Source organism: Polycyclovorans algicola TG408 (assembly GCF_000711245.1).
Lineage (GTDB): Bacteria > Pseudomonadota > Gammaproteobacteria > Nevskiales > Nevskiaceae > Polycyclovorans > Polycyclovorans algicola.
Genome location: NZ_JOMH01000001.1, coordinates 2,607,942 through 2,623,627 on the forward strand (window position 1 = coordinate 2,607,942; position 15,686 = coordinate 2,623,627).

Sequence of the window (15,686 nt, forward strand, 5' to 3'; positions counted from 1 at the left end):
TACGTACCCTATTAACGCGTGAGGAGAGATCCAAATGGCAGTAACCGAGCAGTCCACCCGAGATGCCTTTTTTATCGGCGGTGAGTGGGTCAAGCCCGCCACAGACAAGCGCTTCAAGGTCATTGGCGCCAACACCGGCGAAGTGATTGGCAGCGTGCCGGAAGGCAGCATTGCCGACATCGACCGTGCCGTGGTCGCCGCGCGCGCCGCCTTCAATGGCGCCTGGGGCCGCACCAGTGGCGCCGAGCGCGGCGCCATCATCAACAAGTTTGCCGACGCCATCGAGAAGCGCATTCCCGAAATCAGCGCGGCGGTCAGTTCGCAGAACGGCATGCCCATCAGCCTGTCGTCGCAGCTCGAAGGCGCCTATGTGGTCGGCCTACTGCGCTACTACGCCAACATGGCCAGCACCATGCAGTTTGAAGAGCGGCGTCCGTCACCGATGGGCTTTGACACCCTGGTGCGCCGCGAAGCGCTCGGCGTGGTCGGCGGCATCGTGCCGTGGAACTACCCGGTGGTGCTGTCGATCCTCAAGATCGGCCCGGCGCTGGTGTCGGGCTGCACCCTGGTGCTCAAGCCCTCACCCGGCACCGTGCTCGACAGCTACATCATTGCCGAAGCCGCGCAGGAAGCCGGCATTCCGGCGGGTGTCATCAACTGGGTGCCCGGTGAACGCGAAGTCGGCGCACACCTGGTCGCGCATCCCGGCATCAACAAGGTGGCCTTCACCGGCTCCACCGCTGCCGGTCGCAAGATCGCTGAAGTGTGCGGCCGCCTGCTGCGCCCGGTCACTTTGGAACTCGGCGGCAAGTCGGCCGCCATTATTCTGGAAGACGCCGAAATTGCGCCGCTGCTCGAAGGCATGGGCTTCGCCTCGTTCGGCAACAACGGCCAGACCTGCGCCGCCAGCACCCGCATCCTGGTGCCGGCCAGCCGTTACGACGAAATTGTTGATGCCGTGGCCAGCATGGCCAAGTCACTGAAGGTGGGCAACTCGCTCGATCCTGAAACCCAGATCGGCCCGATGGCCTCCGAAGCGCATCGCAACGTGGTCGAGCGCTACATCGCCACCGGCAAGGGCGAGGCCCGGCTGGTCGCCGGTGGCGGTCGTCCGAAAAATGTCGGCAACGGCTGGTTCGTCGAGCCCACCGTGTTTGCTGACGTCGACAACAAAGCCACCATCGCCCAGGAAGAAATCTTCGGGCCGGTGCTGTCCATCATCAAGTACAAGGACGAAGACGACGCCGTGCGCATCGCCAACGACTCCGACTTCGGACTGGGCGGCACGGTGTGGTCCAAGGACTCGCTGCACGCCCAGGACGTGGCACGCCGCGTGCAGACCGGCAGCATCGGCGTCAACGGCTACATGCTTGACATCAACGCGCCGTTTGGCGGCGTCAAGGCCAGCGGTATGGGTCGTGAGCTGGGGCCGGAATCGCTGAACAGCTATCTGGCCTACAAGTCGGTCTACCTGCCCGCGGGTTGATCAACCGTCTGAACCTCGAAACCCGCCCGTGCCGTTTGGCAAGGGCGGGTTTTTCGTTACGGCGGCAGGAACCCCGCGCGCATCCCCAAGTTCGCCCTTTTCCGTCGAGACGGCGTTTGGGGCAGCGAGTATTTGGCCGCCTGAATGTCCACGCGGTCTGAAACTCGAAGGTGGTGAAGGCGTCCTTGAGCTTGCCCTCGACGGCAGCCGGATCGCGCACCTTGTTGGTGATCACCGCGCAGGGGCGACGACCGCTTTCATCGACCCGCAACGAGACTGTGCCACCGCCGTCGATGACGCCGCCGGCCACTTCTTCGGCGACGCGACGCAGAATATCGACGCGCAGCGCGGGCTTGTTGATCTTGCCCAAGGCAGTCATCGGCAGCGCTGGATGGCCGACCAGCTCCTCTTAAATCATGCCCGGATCGATGTTGTGTTCGCCGCGGACGATCACGTCCTTGGCGCGATCGAACAGCCAGAGCCGTCCGTTTTCATCAACCACACCAACGTCCCCGGTGTTGGCCCAGCGCGGATCGCCCAGCATGGCCTGGACAAAGAACTCCTTGTCGAGGCTGGAGTCGACATACCCCGGCGTGACGCCAGGCCCGCCGATCGCCAGATTCTTCGTGAAACGCACGAATCAGTCGCAGGGGCACGGTGCTACCGCCGGCATTGAAGCTCTGGATGCAGTGGCCGTCCGAGGTGGCACCGCGCACTGCCATGATGGCCGAGGCGGTCGCCGGGGTGGCGATCACCGAGGTCATCTTGTAGTGCCGGGCAATGTCCCAGAAGTCTTTGATGATGCCGGGGTTGCGAAAGCCATCGGTGGTCAGGGTGAGCACTGTCGGCTCATCCAGAATGGCGCGCAGCGACAGCATCACGCAGCCACCGACATGGAAGTTGGGCATGGCGTGGCCGACCACGCCGTCGGTCGACGGCCCCGACATGGCGCCAGTGGTCCAGGCGTTGATCAACTGACCGTAATGGGTTTGGCGCACCAGTTTGGGTGCCGCGGTGGTGCCGTCGGTGGGCAGTTACACCGCTTCGGCGTTGCCATCAGTCTGCGGCGTGAAGCCGAGGCCGGGCTGGCGGGCGGCGAGCACGGTGGTGGTGTCTTTGCTGGCGTCGTCCACACCGACCAGCAACACCTTGCGCAGGTTTGGCACCAACGTGATCAGCTCATCGAGTTTATTCCACATACCGGGGCCAAACTGGTCGGTGGTGGTCAGCAGCACCGTGGTGTTGGCGGTGTTCATGATCGCCGCGACCTGCTTCAACTCCAGGTAGGGGTTCACCGGGTTGGCAATGCCGGCGGTCGACGCGCCCCACGCGGCAATCAGCGCCTCGGGCAGCATCGGCAGGATGATGGTGACCACCGAGCGCTGGTCATCGGCAATCTCCTTGAACAAGCTGGCGCTACGCTCAACCTGGTCGAGCAGATCGCGGTAGGCAATCACCCGCAGCGCTGCGGATGCGTGCGCGGGCAATGCTGCCGGTGACCAGGGCGTGACCATCGAGCCAAAGTTCCGGGTTCATTGGTTGCCTCTCCTTGTCGGTTGATTTCGCGAGTTCCCGGCACCTGGACATACGGCACCAGCACCCGCTGACGAATCGCGCGCTGCACGCGCGGTTCGCCACGATTTCAAGGATTAAACCGTATCGCCGGGCTCGGCTTTTGCAGAAACGCCTCTCGCAATCTCGGCTTGGCGCCGGAACTGACTGGGCGTCATGCCGGTGATGCTGTGAAAAACCTGGGTGAAATGTGACTGGTTGCCGAAGCCCACTTCCAGCGCGATGTCCACCAGGTGCTGTTGCGTGGTTCTCAACAGCTTCCGGGCACGTTCGATGCGGCGCTGCGTGAGGTAGCGATGTGGCGTCAGCCCGGTCAGACGGCGAAAACGGCGCACGAAGTGGGAGCGACTCACGCCCGCCTTGGCGGCCAGCGTTTCAAGCTTCAGCGGCTCGTCCAAGTGCGCATCAATGAAATCCAGCATGGCATCAAGCTTGGCAAACGTGTGCGGATGCTCAGCCACGTCACTAGCGGTCACCACGGGCGCTTCAGCTCGACGGAAACCTCGCATCAGATGTAGCAGCAGCGCTCGGGTCACGGCGTGGACGTAGGGGAAATTACCAGCATCGGCCTGTCGCGCTTCTGCGCGCAAGATCTCCATGCATTGCACGGCAAAGGCGTCATCAAACGCGAACCGGAAGTCCAGTCCATGGCTGACCGAGGCCAGAGCCAGACTTTCCACCACCTGTCGCGGCACATGAATGGTGGCGAAGCTGACCTCGCCATCGATTCTGTATCGCACGTGTCGACCCGGCGGTACCACGCTCAGGAGCCCTGGCATCGAGAGTGCTGTGCTCCAGGGGCCATTGCAGGCGGCTCGAACTTTACGCGAACCCTCGCTGTGCAGGGCGATCACCAAATCATCGTTTTCGGACAGCTCGAAGCCATCGACCCATGGCAACTTCCATTCACAAACGGCCATCCCGCCCCAGGAGGCGGTCTGCTGTGACCGCACCGGGGACAGCACATTTACGCCTTGACGCATCGAGTCCAACGCACGCCGTTCCGGAGTGCAACCCATGATTTTCTCCTCCTGCGCACTGCTTGGCGTCCTGCTCATGCTTCATTTTATTTCCATCGGCAGCCGGCCAAATACCCCACACGCCACTGATTCCTGCGAGCACGTTTTGAACAATGTCTGTAGCCGGAATCGAAAGACGGGCCCATCAGCGCGGTCGAGACTACCCCAATGCCAAAAAACGGTTGACTTCCGCAGTCAACGCCGCGCCAAACTCGAACGACTATAAAGATGCCCGCTTTCATTACCAACCGAGACGCCAACGTCCACAACCCGGCAGGTGCCGACTACCGGCACGCTGAAGCCAATGTTGGGTCTGCGTCTGCATTCTCAAAAAAAAGCTGATGAGCATTCTCGATACCGCGGCCCGTCGCGGCGTCGGCCCCTGTATCGACGCCGCTGTCATCCCGATGGATTACGACCACCTGGCCAGATCTCAATCTTCTGAGGCGTCCCGACGTTCCCCCTTTCGTCATGTCCGGGTTGGCAAAGACATCACCCCATGTTTGCCCCGCCCTCCCTCCTCAGGGGCAGCCCACCCGGACCTGACGATTTTCTGATCACGCCTATCCCTTTCAGACCCGCGAGCAGGAAAACGTCTCCGCCATGAATCACACCCTGATAACTGTGCCGTGCTGAGGTAGAAAAATTGGCACTCGGGGCCCCGTAATGGAAACGGGGTTACACGGTGAAGAAGTGACGGTTTACAGAAGAGCAGATTGCGTTCGACCTGCTGGCGGAGCTGAGAACTCCACTCCGTCGTGTTCCAGCGCCAGCAGTTCTCCGAATCTGTCAGCGACTACGAAGCCTGCACCTTGTTCTGGTCACTGAACTACTTCCCGTCAACAGGAGCCGGCGCCGCCGGCACCGGCCGAGGTGGTCGAGCCCACCGACTCCGACAACGACGGCGTTCCGGACGACATCGACCAGTGTCCGAACACGCCGTCTGGCGAAGCGGTCGACAGCGTCGGTTGCCCCCTGCCGCCGCCCGCACCCCTTTGCGGTGAAGCCATGAGCGGCAGCGTGGCCTCTGTCGAAGGTTGCGACGTCGGCGAGTCCATCGTGCTTCGCGGGGTCAACTTTGCCACTGACAAGTCCAACCTTGATGCCAACGCGCGGACCCTGCTGGATGATGTGGTGGCCGACCTCAAAAACTTCTCTGACGTGGAAGTCGAGATCAGTGGCCATACCGACAGCCGTGGCGACGCCAGCTACAACCAGAAGCTCTCGGAGCGTCGCGCCAACAGCGTCCGCGACTATCTGGTCGACAACGGCATCGCGGACAACCGGCTGAGCACCGTCGGGTACGGACTCACCCGGCCTATCGGCGACAACGAAACCACCGAGGGTCAGGCCGAGAATCGTCGCGTCGAACTGCGCATCACCGGCGGCTCAGCGGTTCGTGGTGCAGCGCCGAGTGGCTCGTCTTCGCCCACCACGCCAGAGGCGGCCGAAGATTCGGCGCCAGCGGCCATTCCGGAAGACGAATCCGACGACACTTCGGACGATGTCGAGGCCACGCCCGAACCAGCGCCCGAGGCAACCACGGTTCCGGTTTCTGAGGACGACGACACGGACGAAGCCTTGGATGAGCTGTTCGACTTCTAAGTCCCTCCTTAGACGGTCGAGACCATTGCCCGGCGCTCAATGAGCGCCGGGTTTTTTCTGTCTGTCGCTGGGAATGTAGTATGGAACCAGACGGGTTTGCCCTACCCAAGCAGTCAGCTTATGCTCCATGTGTAAGTCAGTTATACAAAAGAAAAACACGAGAGCAAACCGCGATGGATGGGGAAACAAACTTGCCGAACAAACGGGCACGGAAGCCGTTGAATCGAGAACGGCTGCAGGCCGCTCGCCCATTCGGCGCAACGATCAAGCCGGGTTCGGCTGCCCGCGCGAATGTTGATCAAGCCTCGCTTGACGATGACAAGAACGCGATCCGGCTCAGCTTTCTGATTCACGACGTTTCGCGCATGCGGCGCAGCGCCTATGACCAGTTCATGAAGCCGCTGGCCATCACCCGTGCCCAGTGGTGGGTGCTGGCCAACCTGTCTCGCCAGGACGGCATGATGCAGACCCAGTTGGCAGCCGTGCTGGATGTTGGCAAGGCCAGCCTCGGCATCCTCATCGAGAAGCTCGAGCGAAGCGGGTGGCTGACACGCCAGGAAGACCCCAACGACAAGCGGGCGAAGCGGGTCTTCCTGACCCGTCCGGCCCACGCGCTGATCGCTCGGATGACCAAGATGGAGCACAGCTTCAACAAGCAGGTGCTGGCCGATCTGACCCCCGAGGAGCGGGCCACGCTGGTCACGGCGCTGCAGAAGATCAAGGACTCAATCGGCAGAATGGACTTCCACGCGGCGATGCAAGCCTTTTAGCGGCAGGCCGGATCATCTCACTGCAGAGCGCGCCTGAGCACGGTCGGCGAACTTGTCAGCTGAGCACGGTGTTATTAGTATTGTTACATACGGTACACAAGCGAACCGATTATCGGTTACCATGTGGTCGTGGGCAATCAAGCCCCCCATTTGATGAGCCGCTGTTCATCAGCGAATCAAACCAAACCCAACTGAAGTCGGAGTGCACCATGGATTTCTCCCCCAATTCGGATCATCAGGCCATCCGTGACGGTGTCGGCGCCGTCGTTAAATCGTTTGGCGACGAGTACTGGCTGGCACGCGACGAGGACGGCGTATTCCCAACGGAGTTCCACCGCGCCATGGCAGACGGCGGCTGGCTGGGCCTGACCATGCCCGAAGAATACGGCGGCTCCGGCCTGGGCGTCACCGAGGCCATGGTGATGATGCATGAGGTGGGCAGCCACGGCGGTGGCATGGCCGCGACCTCATCAGTGCACATCAACCTGTTCGGGCCCCACCCGATCATCGTGATGGGCACCCATGAACAGAAAGAGCGGTGGATTCCGAACCTGGTGGCGGGCAAGGACCAGTGCTGCTTCGGCTTTACCGAGCCCAACGCCGGCCTCAACACCACCGCGATCAAGACCTTCGCCCGCAAAGTCGACGGCGGCTACATCGTCGACGGACAGAAGGTGTGGACCTCGACCGCGCAGGTCGCCAACAAGGTCATGTTGCTGACCCGCACCACCAAGCTCGAAGACTGCAAGAAGCCCACCGACGGCATCACCATCTTTTATACCGACCTCGACCGCAGCAAGATCGAAGTCAAGAAAATCCCCAAGATGGGCCGCAAGGCAGTCGACTCCAACTCAATCTTCATCGACGGTTTGTTCATCCCCGATGAAGATCGTATTGGTGAGGAAGGCAAGGGCTTCAAATACATCCTGCACAGCCTCAACCCGGAACGCGTGCTAATCGGGGTCGAAGCCATCGCGATTGGCCAGGACGCGCTGCGTCGTGCCTCGCAGTACGCCAAGGAGCGCGTGGTCTTCAACCGTCAGATCGGTATGAACCAGGGCATTCAGCACCCGCTCGCCGAAAACTGGATGGCGTTGGAAGCCGCCTATCTGATGGTGCAGAAGGCCGCGTGGCTCTACGACAACGACCAGCCCTGCGGTGCCGAAGCCAACGCCGGCAAGTTTCTCGGCGCGCGTGCGGGCTATGACGCCTGCCTGCAGGCGGTGCTGACCCACGGCGGCTTTGGTTATGCCAAGGAGTACCACGTCGAACGATTGCTGCGCGAGGTCACGGTGACCCGCATCGCGCCGATTACCGAGCAGATGATCATGTCGTTTATCGCCGAAAAAGTGCTCGGTCAGCCCAAATCTTACTGACACGCGCCCTTCGCGCGTTCGGCCTCATCACCTTTCATTACCGGTCTGCCCCATGTTCCAGAGAAAATTGTTCAACGAAGAACACGAGATGTTTCGCGACTCCGTTCGCAAGTTCATTGAAAAAGAGATCGCGCCCTACCATGAGCAGTGGGAACACGACGGCGTGGTCCCCCGCGAGGTCTGGCTGAAAGCGGGTGAAGCCGGCATGTTGTGCTGCACCGTGCCCGAGGAGTACGGCGGGCTCGGGCTTGATTACCTGTTTGACGTCATCGTCTTCGAAGAAATCGCCCGCTGCGGCTACACCGGCCCGGGCTTTCTCATTCACTGCGATCTGGTCGCGACCTATGTGAAATCCTTCGGCACCGAAGAGCAGAAAAAGCACTGGCTGCCGAAGATGGTTTCGGGTGAGGCCATCGGCTCGCTCGGCATGACCGAACCGCATGCCGGCTCCGACCTGCGCAACATCCGCACCAAAGCGGTTCGCGACGGCGACGACTACGTCATCAACGGTCAGAAGGTGTTCATCTCCAACGGTCAGATGTGCGACGTGCTGGTGCTGGCCACGAAGGTCGGCGACGACGCCGAGAAAGGCGCCGTGACGCTGTTCCTGGTCGATGCCTCGCTGCCCGGTTTCAAGCGTGGCCGCAATCTCGACAAGCTGGGTCTGAAGGCGCAGGACACCTCCGAACTGTTCTTCGAAGACCTGCGCGTGCCAGCCAGCGCCATGCTCGGCAAGCCCGGCCAGGGCTTCCCGCTGATGATGACCAAGTTGTCGCAGGAACGGCTGGCCCAGGCGATCCGCTCAGCCACCGTGTCGGAGCACCTGGTGCAGATCACCGCCGAGTACACCGCTGATCGCAAGGCTTTCGGCAAAACCATTGCCGACTTCCAGAACACCCAGTTCAAGCTCGCCGAGCTGAAAACCGAGGCGGTCATTGGCCGGGTGTTTACCGACAGCTGCATCGAAAAGTTCATGGCCGGCGAGCTCGATCCCGTCGATGCCGCGATGGCAAAAATGTGGCTCTCGAACCTGCACTGCAAGATTGCCGATGAATGTCTGCAACTGTTCGGCGGTTGGGGTTACATGTGGGAATACCCGATCTGCCGCGCCTATGCCGACGCGCGCATCGTCAAGATCGCTGGCGGCTCCATCGAGATCATGAAACACATCATCGCCAAGGACATGTTCAGTCGCATCAAACGCGGTGAAACGGCGTAAGCCAAGCCGAACGCCGTCACTAGGTTGTCGCCGGGTCAGGGGCATACTTCTGGCCCGGCCCACCGACCTGGGTGGCGAGCGTTCAATCAAGTACTGACGGGTCTGCGCGCGCAAATCCGCAAGGAGTGAAGATGGGATTTCTGAAATCGTTGTTTGGCCCCAAAGAAGCCAAAATGGTGTCCGTGGCGTCCTTGGGCGCCCACTTTGAAGTCCCCAGCGGTCAGACGGTCCTCGAAGCCGCGTTGAACAACAACGTCAAGTTTCCGCACAACTGCACCGTCGGCACCTGCGGCTCGTGCAAGTGCAAGCTCAAGTCGGGTCGCGTGAGCGCCCTCACCGACTTCGGCTACACCTTGTCCCAGCAGGAAGTGCAGGCCGGCTTCATCCTCGCCTGCCAGGCGGTGCCCAAGGACGCGCTCACCGAAATCGATGTCGAGAGCGACGGCGTGGTGATGCCGGAGGCGGAAAAGTTCACCGCCAAGATGGTGTCCAGCGAATCAATGACCCACGACATTCTCAAGGTCACCCTGCAGCTCGATCGGCCCCTCCTCTATGTGGCCGGCCAGTACGCCAACCTCAGCTACGAAGGCTTGCCCAAGGCGCGCAACTATTCGTTTGCCGATGCTGCGCACCTCAAGGGCCGCGGCGAGGTCAGCTTTTTCATCCGCAAGGTGCCGGGTGGCGCGTTTACCGAAGCGCTGTTCGACGGCAAGCTGAAAGACGTGTCCTTTGAAGTCGACGGCCCGCACGGCAACTTCCACCTGCATCCCGGCAGCGCCCCGATGGTCTGCATCGCCGGCGGCAGCGGACTTGCTCCGCTGCTCAGCGTGCTGGAAACCGCCCGCCGTGATCGGGTCGACCGTCCCTGCATCATGCTGTTCGGCGCCCGCACCCAGGCCGACCTGTACGCCATGGAGCAGATCAAGGAACTCGCGGCCGGCTGGGCGGGCAAGTTCGTCTTCATGCCGGTGCTGTCGCACGAAGCGGCCGACACCTCGTGGACCGGCGCGCGTGGCTTGGTGACCCAGTTCATCACCGACGCCATGCCCGACATCAACTGGGCCGAGGCCGAGGGCTACATGTGCGGCCCGCCGGGGATGATCGATGCCGGCATCGCATCAATGACCGAGCAAGGCATGCGTCTTGAGGCCATCCATTACGACAAGTTCACCGACGAGAGTCACACCGCCAAGATGCCCTGAGGCGCTCGTTCGCGTCGCACGCCAGATCCGGAGCGCACGCACCTGTTTTTTATGGTTTCACCAAGGAGTTGATCCAAATGCGTGGTTTGAAAGACAAAGTTGCCCTGGTCACCGGTGCGGCAAGCGGTATCGGTTTGGCCATCGCCAAGCGCCTGGCCGAAGAAGGCATGGTGGTCGGCGTGCTCGACATGAACGCTGAAGCGGCGGCCAAAGCCGTTGAAGAAATCAAGGCCGCTGGCGGCAAGGCCGAGGCCGGCATCTGCGACATCACTGACTACGACGCGGTCACCAAGGCGGTCGCCGAAGTCGAAGCCAAGATTGGCCCGACCTGGGCGCTGGTCAACAACGCCGGCTGGGACAAGCCCATCCCCTTCCTCAAGACCACACCGGACTTTTGGAAGAAAGTCGTCGACATCAACTACATGGGCCCGCTACACATGACCCACGCCGTGGTGCAAGGCATGGTCAAGCGTGGCGGCGGCCGGGTGATCTTCATCGCCTCGGATGCCGGTCGCGTGGGTTCCAGCGGCGAAGTCGTTTACTCCGGCACCAAGGGCGCCACCATTGCCTTTGCCAAGGCGCTGGCGCGTGAAGTGTCGCGCAAGAACGTGACACTGAACTGCGTCGCCCCCGGCCCGACCAACACGCCTGCGATGGATGCCTTTGTCGGCACCGGCGAAGAAGGCCAGAAGATTCGTGACGCCATGGTCCGCGGCGTGCCGCTGGGCCGCATCGGCGAGCCCGAAGACTACCCCGGCCTTGTCGCGTTTCTCGCCAGCGACGACGCCAGCTTCATGACCGGCCAGACCATCAGTGTCTCCGGCGGGCTGACGATGCACGGCTAAGCCGTCGCCATTATTGAGTTCAAAAAGGCCGCGTCACGATCATCGTGACGCGGCCTTTTTATGTGGCACACCTCAGTCGACTGTTGGGCACTCCGGCGCCAGGCGCGCGTTCACCTGCTCACGCACCACTGACAACGGGCAAGCGCCGCTCACCGCATCGTCTTCACAACCAGGGAACGTCAACACCACGCGTCCGGGTGGATTTTCGCGGTTAAGTTCCTCGGCGCCGCGCATCTGCGACAGGGTCTGGTAATGAATGACCGGCCGGACGTAAACCTGATCATTGACCGTATGCCGCCAGCGCTCCAGCGCGATGGTGACGCCGGAGCCGTGGCGGTCGGGCTGGTCCGGCAAGGTCCAGTTCAACCCCAGCAACGCGCCGATGACGGCCAGGTGGAGGTCACGGCCAACGATGGCCACAAAGTCTTCGCCAGGCGGCGGGACCGTCACCTGCGGGGTCTGGCCTGACTGGTCATCCAGTGCGCCCAGCAGCACCCGCATCAGTGGCGTGCCGTGCTGCGCAGCCAGGTACGGCGTCCGCTTGGTGATGTCGAGGTAGCGGTTGCGTGGCGCCAGCAACTTGCCCAAGGCTTCGGGCGAGGCGGCCTGCCCCCAACCGACCTGATCGGCAGGAAAACCTTCCACGTATTCCAGCAGAATGTTCTCGCCCACTGTGGCGGCAGCCATCAGCCCGCCCTCGAGGCGAATGCCTTCAGGCTCGGCGCGGATGGCATTGGCAAACTGGTCAATACCGCACGCGGACAGGTTGCCGATGCACACGCCGCGTGGACGAACCTTGAGGAGCGACTGCATGAACTCCAGGGGCGCTTGCAGCTCGCGCATCGGCTGGTTGATATCCCCGTCAACGGCGGCAAGCAGCGCGTCTTCGGCGCGGCCAACGGCCAATGGACAGGTGCCCAACTCCACCGGGTGAAACAGTTTGTCCGGCGCCGTCTGTGGCATGAAGCCCGTGCGCAGATCACATCCCGGGAACACATTTTCGACCAGTACCTGGGCACTGAAGGGAATGCGTCGCGTGGAGTTGTCGGCCCAGACCGACACCGCATCCTCTGTTGGGCACCCGGTGGGCGAGAGCAAGCCCAGGTCGGCGTAATGCATCCGGTAATAGCGCCCCAGATAACCGATGAGCTTGGCGCCGTGCACGGTCAGGTCGCCGGGTTCGATGCCCCAGTCAGGCCACGGCCGGAACGACGATTCCGACAATTGCTCCGCCGTCTGGTTGGGCGAACGCACGCCATGGCGCAGCAACATCACCACCTTCTCAAGGGCCATGCCTTGCACACCGCCGACGGCCTTGGTCGGCGCGGCCTCGGCATGGACCTGAAGTGAGAACAGCCACAGGACCGGGGTAAAAAGCCCCACGACCAGACTGGCGAAACGGAAACGACAGCGCATTGATTGATGCTCCTCAAGGATCGCGCGGGCCCTGCCGACACCTTCGGAAAGCCCTCGGGTGCTTGCAGCAGAACGCGCCGTTGACGTGCCGAATGGTATCAGTCCATACCTATTTTCATGCGTCGGCTGCGGCGTGAGGCGCGACCGTCCCTTGCCACGGCTCAGCCTGCTCAACAGGGGCTGCGTCGGGCACACGCAGCGGATCGCCGACTGATGACCCGACGCACTTGCGTCTGGTAACAGACTGTGAATTAATACTGAACACGATGTTCATTTTTCACATCGAAAATCGACGCCAGTTCAAGAGCGACGACTTAACCCTGGAGAGAGACATGTCCGAGACGCACAACATCACCCCCATCTGGTTCGCCGATCCCGATGCCACTGACCATGCCCGTGTCGGTGGCAAGGGCGCCAACCTGGGCCGCCTCACCGGCGCCGGTTTCGTCGTGCCCCCCGGCTTCGTGGTGCCCACTGATTCTTACAACGCGCACATCGAAAAGCTGAAGGGCCAGATTTCTGAATTGCTCGCCAGCGTCGACTACAACGATGCCGATCAGCTCGACAAAGTCGTCGAGAAGATTCGCAAGATCATCACCGATGGCGAAATGCCAACCACGGTCAGCAGCGAAATCATCGCGGCTTATCAGCGCCTTGGCGACATTTACGTCGCCGTCCGTTCATCCGGCACCGCCGAAGATCTCGAAGGCGCCTCCTTCGCCGGCCTGCACGACACCTACCTCGACATCAAGGGCAACGCCGACGTCATTGATGCCGTCAAGCGTTGCTGGGCCTCGTTGTGGACCGCCCGCGCCGTGTCGTATCGCAAGTCGCAGGGCTTCACCGCGTTCCCGGCCATCGCCATCGTCGTGCAGACCATGGTCGAGTCGGAAGTATCGGGCGTGATGTTCACCGGCAACCCGATCAACACCGCTACCGACGAGCTGATGATCAACGCCAGCTGGGGCCTCGGCGAAGCCGTGGTGTCAGGCATTGTCACGCCGGACGAGTACATCGTCAGCCATCGCAACCTCAAGGTACTGCAGAAAACCCTCGGCACCAAAAAGGTCGAGATCGTCCGCGATCCGTCCAAGGGCTCGGGCACGCTGCATCGCGACGTCGAAGAAAAGCGCGCCAAGAAATTCACCCTGAACGACACCAAGGCCGGCGAACTGGCTGAGATCGGCCGGCGTATCCAGGCCTACTACGACGGCATGCCGCAGGACATCGAGTGGGGCTACGCCGGCGGCCAGTTCTACATGTTGCAGTCACGCCCGGTCACCAGCGTTGAGTTCTCTTGGGACGCCGACGTCACCGAATCGGTGCAGGGCAACTCAGATGCGGTGCCCTACGACAACATCTGGTCGCGTGTCTTCCCCGAAGAAATGTGGACCGGCGCCATCAGCCCGCTGATGTTCTCCTGGCGCTGCTGGGGTTTGAACCAGTGCCACAGCGTCGGTGTGCATGTGGCCGGTTACCCCGAGCAGGACTACACCACCCGCCGCTTGTGGCGCTATTACAAGGGCGTGTCGTACTACAACGTCGAGGCCGACCGTCACCGCATCAAGCAGTCGATTCCGCCGCAGTTGCGCCCGGGCATGCTGCACAAGATTCCGAAGGCCTGGCACGAAGAAGTGATGAACGCCGACTTCGATTGGGGTCGTTATATCGAGTTTTTCCTGCGCACTGAAACTCTGCGTCCCGACATGGGCTTCAACTGGCCCAAGGCGATCAAGGAAGACTTCATCGAGAGCCCGACCTACCGTGAAGCCACCCGGCCGCGCACCGAAGAAGAGCGGCGCGCGATGAGCGATGACGAGCTCAAGGCGCATCTGGCCGAGGTCATCCGACTGGAGATCTCATCCTACGATCCGCCGTGGTACGGCCTGCTCTGGTACATGGGCGAGTCCCTAGGCTGGATCGGCTGGATCACACAAAACTGGTACACCGGCGGCCGTCCAGCCATCTTCATGGACCTGATGACCGGCACCCGCAAGGAGTGCATCACCGGCATCGAGTCTCACGCCCTGTGGGATCTGGCCAACGACATCTACAAGTCGCCCGAGTTGCTGGAGCTGTTCCGCAAGTACCCGGACGAGCGCTTCTTCGACTTCATCGGCCAGTGTGTCGACGGGCCCAAGTTCAAGAAGAAGTACGAAAAGCATGTGCGCGAGCGTGGGCATCGCGGCCATCCCGATCGTGACATCTACTTCGACCGCCGCGCCGACAGCGTGATGGTCGACCTGCGCATGTTCCCCGGCTTGTTCGGCACGCCCGACCCTCGTATCCACGAACTCAAGACCCGGCAGCGTTTGGAAGAAACCATCCAGCACGTCTACGACAACCTGGCGGGGCAGCCCGAGTACGGCATCTTCAAGGCCAAGCTGTTCAAGTTTCTCATCGACTTCTCGCACAACGCCATCGAGTACCGCGACAACGAGCGTGAAGTGATGGACTGGTCGACCTACGACATCAAGATCTGCTTCGAAGAGGTCGGTCGTCGCTGCGTCGAGCGTGGCGGTCTGAAGGAAATGAAAGAAGCCTACTTCCTGACCATGGAAGAGCTCTACGCCGTGCTCGCCGGCACCGAGAACAAGCGTCTCACCCGCGCCAAGATCGATGCGCGGCGCAAGAACTTCGATGCCATGAACACCAAGTCCAAGCACCCGGCCGCGTTCATCGTTGCCGACCGTCCGGCGCCCATCGACCAGCCCGAGCTCTCGGGTGACGGCGTGCTCAAGGGCAAGACCACCAGCACCGGCAAGGTCACCGGCACCGCACGCGTGGTGTTCGAGCTGAGCCAGATCGGCAAGGTCAAGCCGGGGGACATTCTGATCGTGCACGCCACCGATCCGGGTTGGACGCCGGTGTTCATGTTGATCAAGGGCATCGTGCTCGAAACCGGCGGTCTGATCAGTCATGGCGCGCTGCTGGCACGTGAGTTTGGCCTGCCGGGCGTGCAGATCGAAGGCGCGTTGCAATTGATTCCCGACGGCGCGACCATCACGCTGGACGGCGACAGCGGCGCAGTGATCATCCACCCGGATGACGACACGCCGACTGAAGCGGATTCGGATCTCGAAGCCGCCGCCTGAGGGTAAAAGCCGTGTCCGGCCGTCTGGCCGGGCACGGCGATAACAAACAGACGTCATCAAGCAGGCAGAAAGTGTTCGGCA

10 protein-coding genes and 1 pseudogene are annotated in these 15,686 nt (G+C 61.8%); 8 read left to right on the forward strand and 3 right to left on the reverse strand.

Going from position 1 to position 15,686, the window contains the following annotated elements; genetic code table 11:
• Positions 1 to 34: 34 nt before the first annotated feature.
• The gene (locus U741_RS0112495; protein ID WP_029890792.1) at positions 35 to 1,486 is read left to right on the forward strand and encodes an aldehyde dehydrogenase; all 1,452 of its coding nucleotides are present in this window, start codon (positions 35 to 37) and stop codon (positions 1,484 to 1,486) included.
• 494 nt (positions 1,487 to 1,980) lie between these two features.
• Here the strand turns inward: U741_RS0112495 and U741_RS19735 are convergent.
• Positions 1,981 to 3,000: pseudogene (locus U741_RS19735) on the reverse strand (AMP-binding protein).
• A 135-nt stretch (positions 3,001 to 3,135) separates the two neighbouring features.
• Entirely contained in the window at positions 3,136 to 4,041 is a 906-nt protein-coding gene (locus U741_RS18540; RefSeq protein ID WP_052378777.1) for an AraC family transcriptional regulator, read from the reverse strand.
• A gap of 909 nt (positions 4,042 to 4,950) precedes the next feature.
• On the opposite strand from U741_RS18540, the gene U741_RS0112525 reads away from it, so the two are divergent.
• The 6 genes from U741_RS0112525 to U741_RS0112550 all read left to right on the forward strand — a co-directional run bounded on the left by U741_RS0112525 (position 4,951) and on the right by U741_RS0112550 (position 11,094).
• Positions 4,951 to 5,682: an OmpA family protein gene (locus tag U741_RS0112525; protein WP_052378778.1), complete on the forward strand. Its 732-nt coding sequence runs from the start codon at positions 4,951 to 4,953 to the stop codon at positions 5,680 to 5,682.
• A gap of 80 nt (positions 5,683 to 5,762) precedes the next feature.
• Positions 5,763 to 6,452 (forward strand): MarR family winged helix-turn-helix transcriptional regulator, encoded by a 690-nt coding sequence (locus U741_RS0112530; protein WP_200872720.1) that lies wholly within the window; start codon positions 5,763 to 5,765, stop codon positions 6,450 to 6,452.
• A gap of 209 nt (positions 6,453 to 6,661) precedes the next feature.
• A complete protein-coding gene (locus U741_RS0112535) occupies positions 6,662 to 7,828 on the forward strand; it encodes an acyl-CoA dehydrogenase family protein (protein ID WP_029890798.1) in 1,167 nt (388 codons plus the stop codon).
• A gap of 52 nt (positions 7,829 to 7,880) precedes the next feature.
• Positions 7,881 to 9,047 carry an acyl-CoA dehydrogenase family protein gene (locus U741_RS0112540; RefSeq protein WP_029890799.1) on the forward strand — a complete coding sequence of 389 codons (1,167 nt, stop codon included), beginning with the start codon at positions 7,881 to 7,883 and terminating at the stop codon, positions 9,045 to 9,047.
• A 131-nt stretch (positions 9,048 to 9,178) separates the two neighbouring features.
• Positions 9,179 to 10,249 carry a 2Fe-2S iron-sulfur cluster-binding protein gene (locus tag U741_RS0112545; protein ID WP_029890800.1) on the forward strand — a complete coding sequence of 357 codons (1,071 nt, stop codon included), beginning with the start codon at positions 9,179 to 9,181 and terminating at the stop codon, positions 10,247 to 10,249.
• Positions 10,250 to 10,326: 77 nt separating this feature from the next.
• Positions 10,327 to 11,094, forward strand: a complete 768-nt coding sequence (locus U741_RS0112550; RefSeq protein ID WP_029890801.1) for an SDR family NAD(P)-dependent oxidoreductase — start codon at positions 10,327 to 10,329, stop codon at positions 11,092 to 11,094.
• A 72-nt stretch (positions 11,095 to 11,166) separates the two neighbouring features.
• On the opposite strand, the gene U741_RS0112555 is transcribed toward U741_RS0112550, so the two are convergent.
• Positions 11,167 to 12,510 (reverse strand): histidine-type phosphatase, encoded by a 1,344-nt coding sequence (locus tag U741_RS0112555; RefSeq protein WP_029890802.1) that lies wholly within the window; start codon positions 12,508 to 12,510, stop codon positions 11,167 to 11,169.
• A gap of 332 nt (positions 12,511 to 12,842) precedes the next feature.
• Here U741_RS0112555 and U741_RS18545 point away from each other — a divergent pair, with 332 nt between their 5' ends.
• Positions 12,843 to 15,605, forward strand: a complete 2,763-nt coding sequence (locus tag U741_RS18545; protein WP_161776225.1) for a PEP/pyruvate-binding domain-containing protein — start codon at positions 12,843 to 12,845, stop codon at positions 15,603 to 15,605.
• Positions 15,606 to 15,686 lie beyond the last annotated feature (81 nt).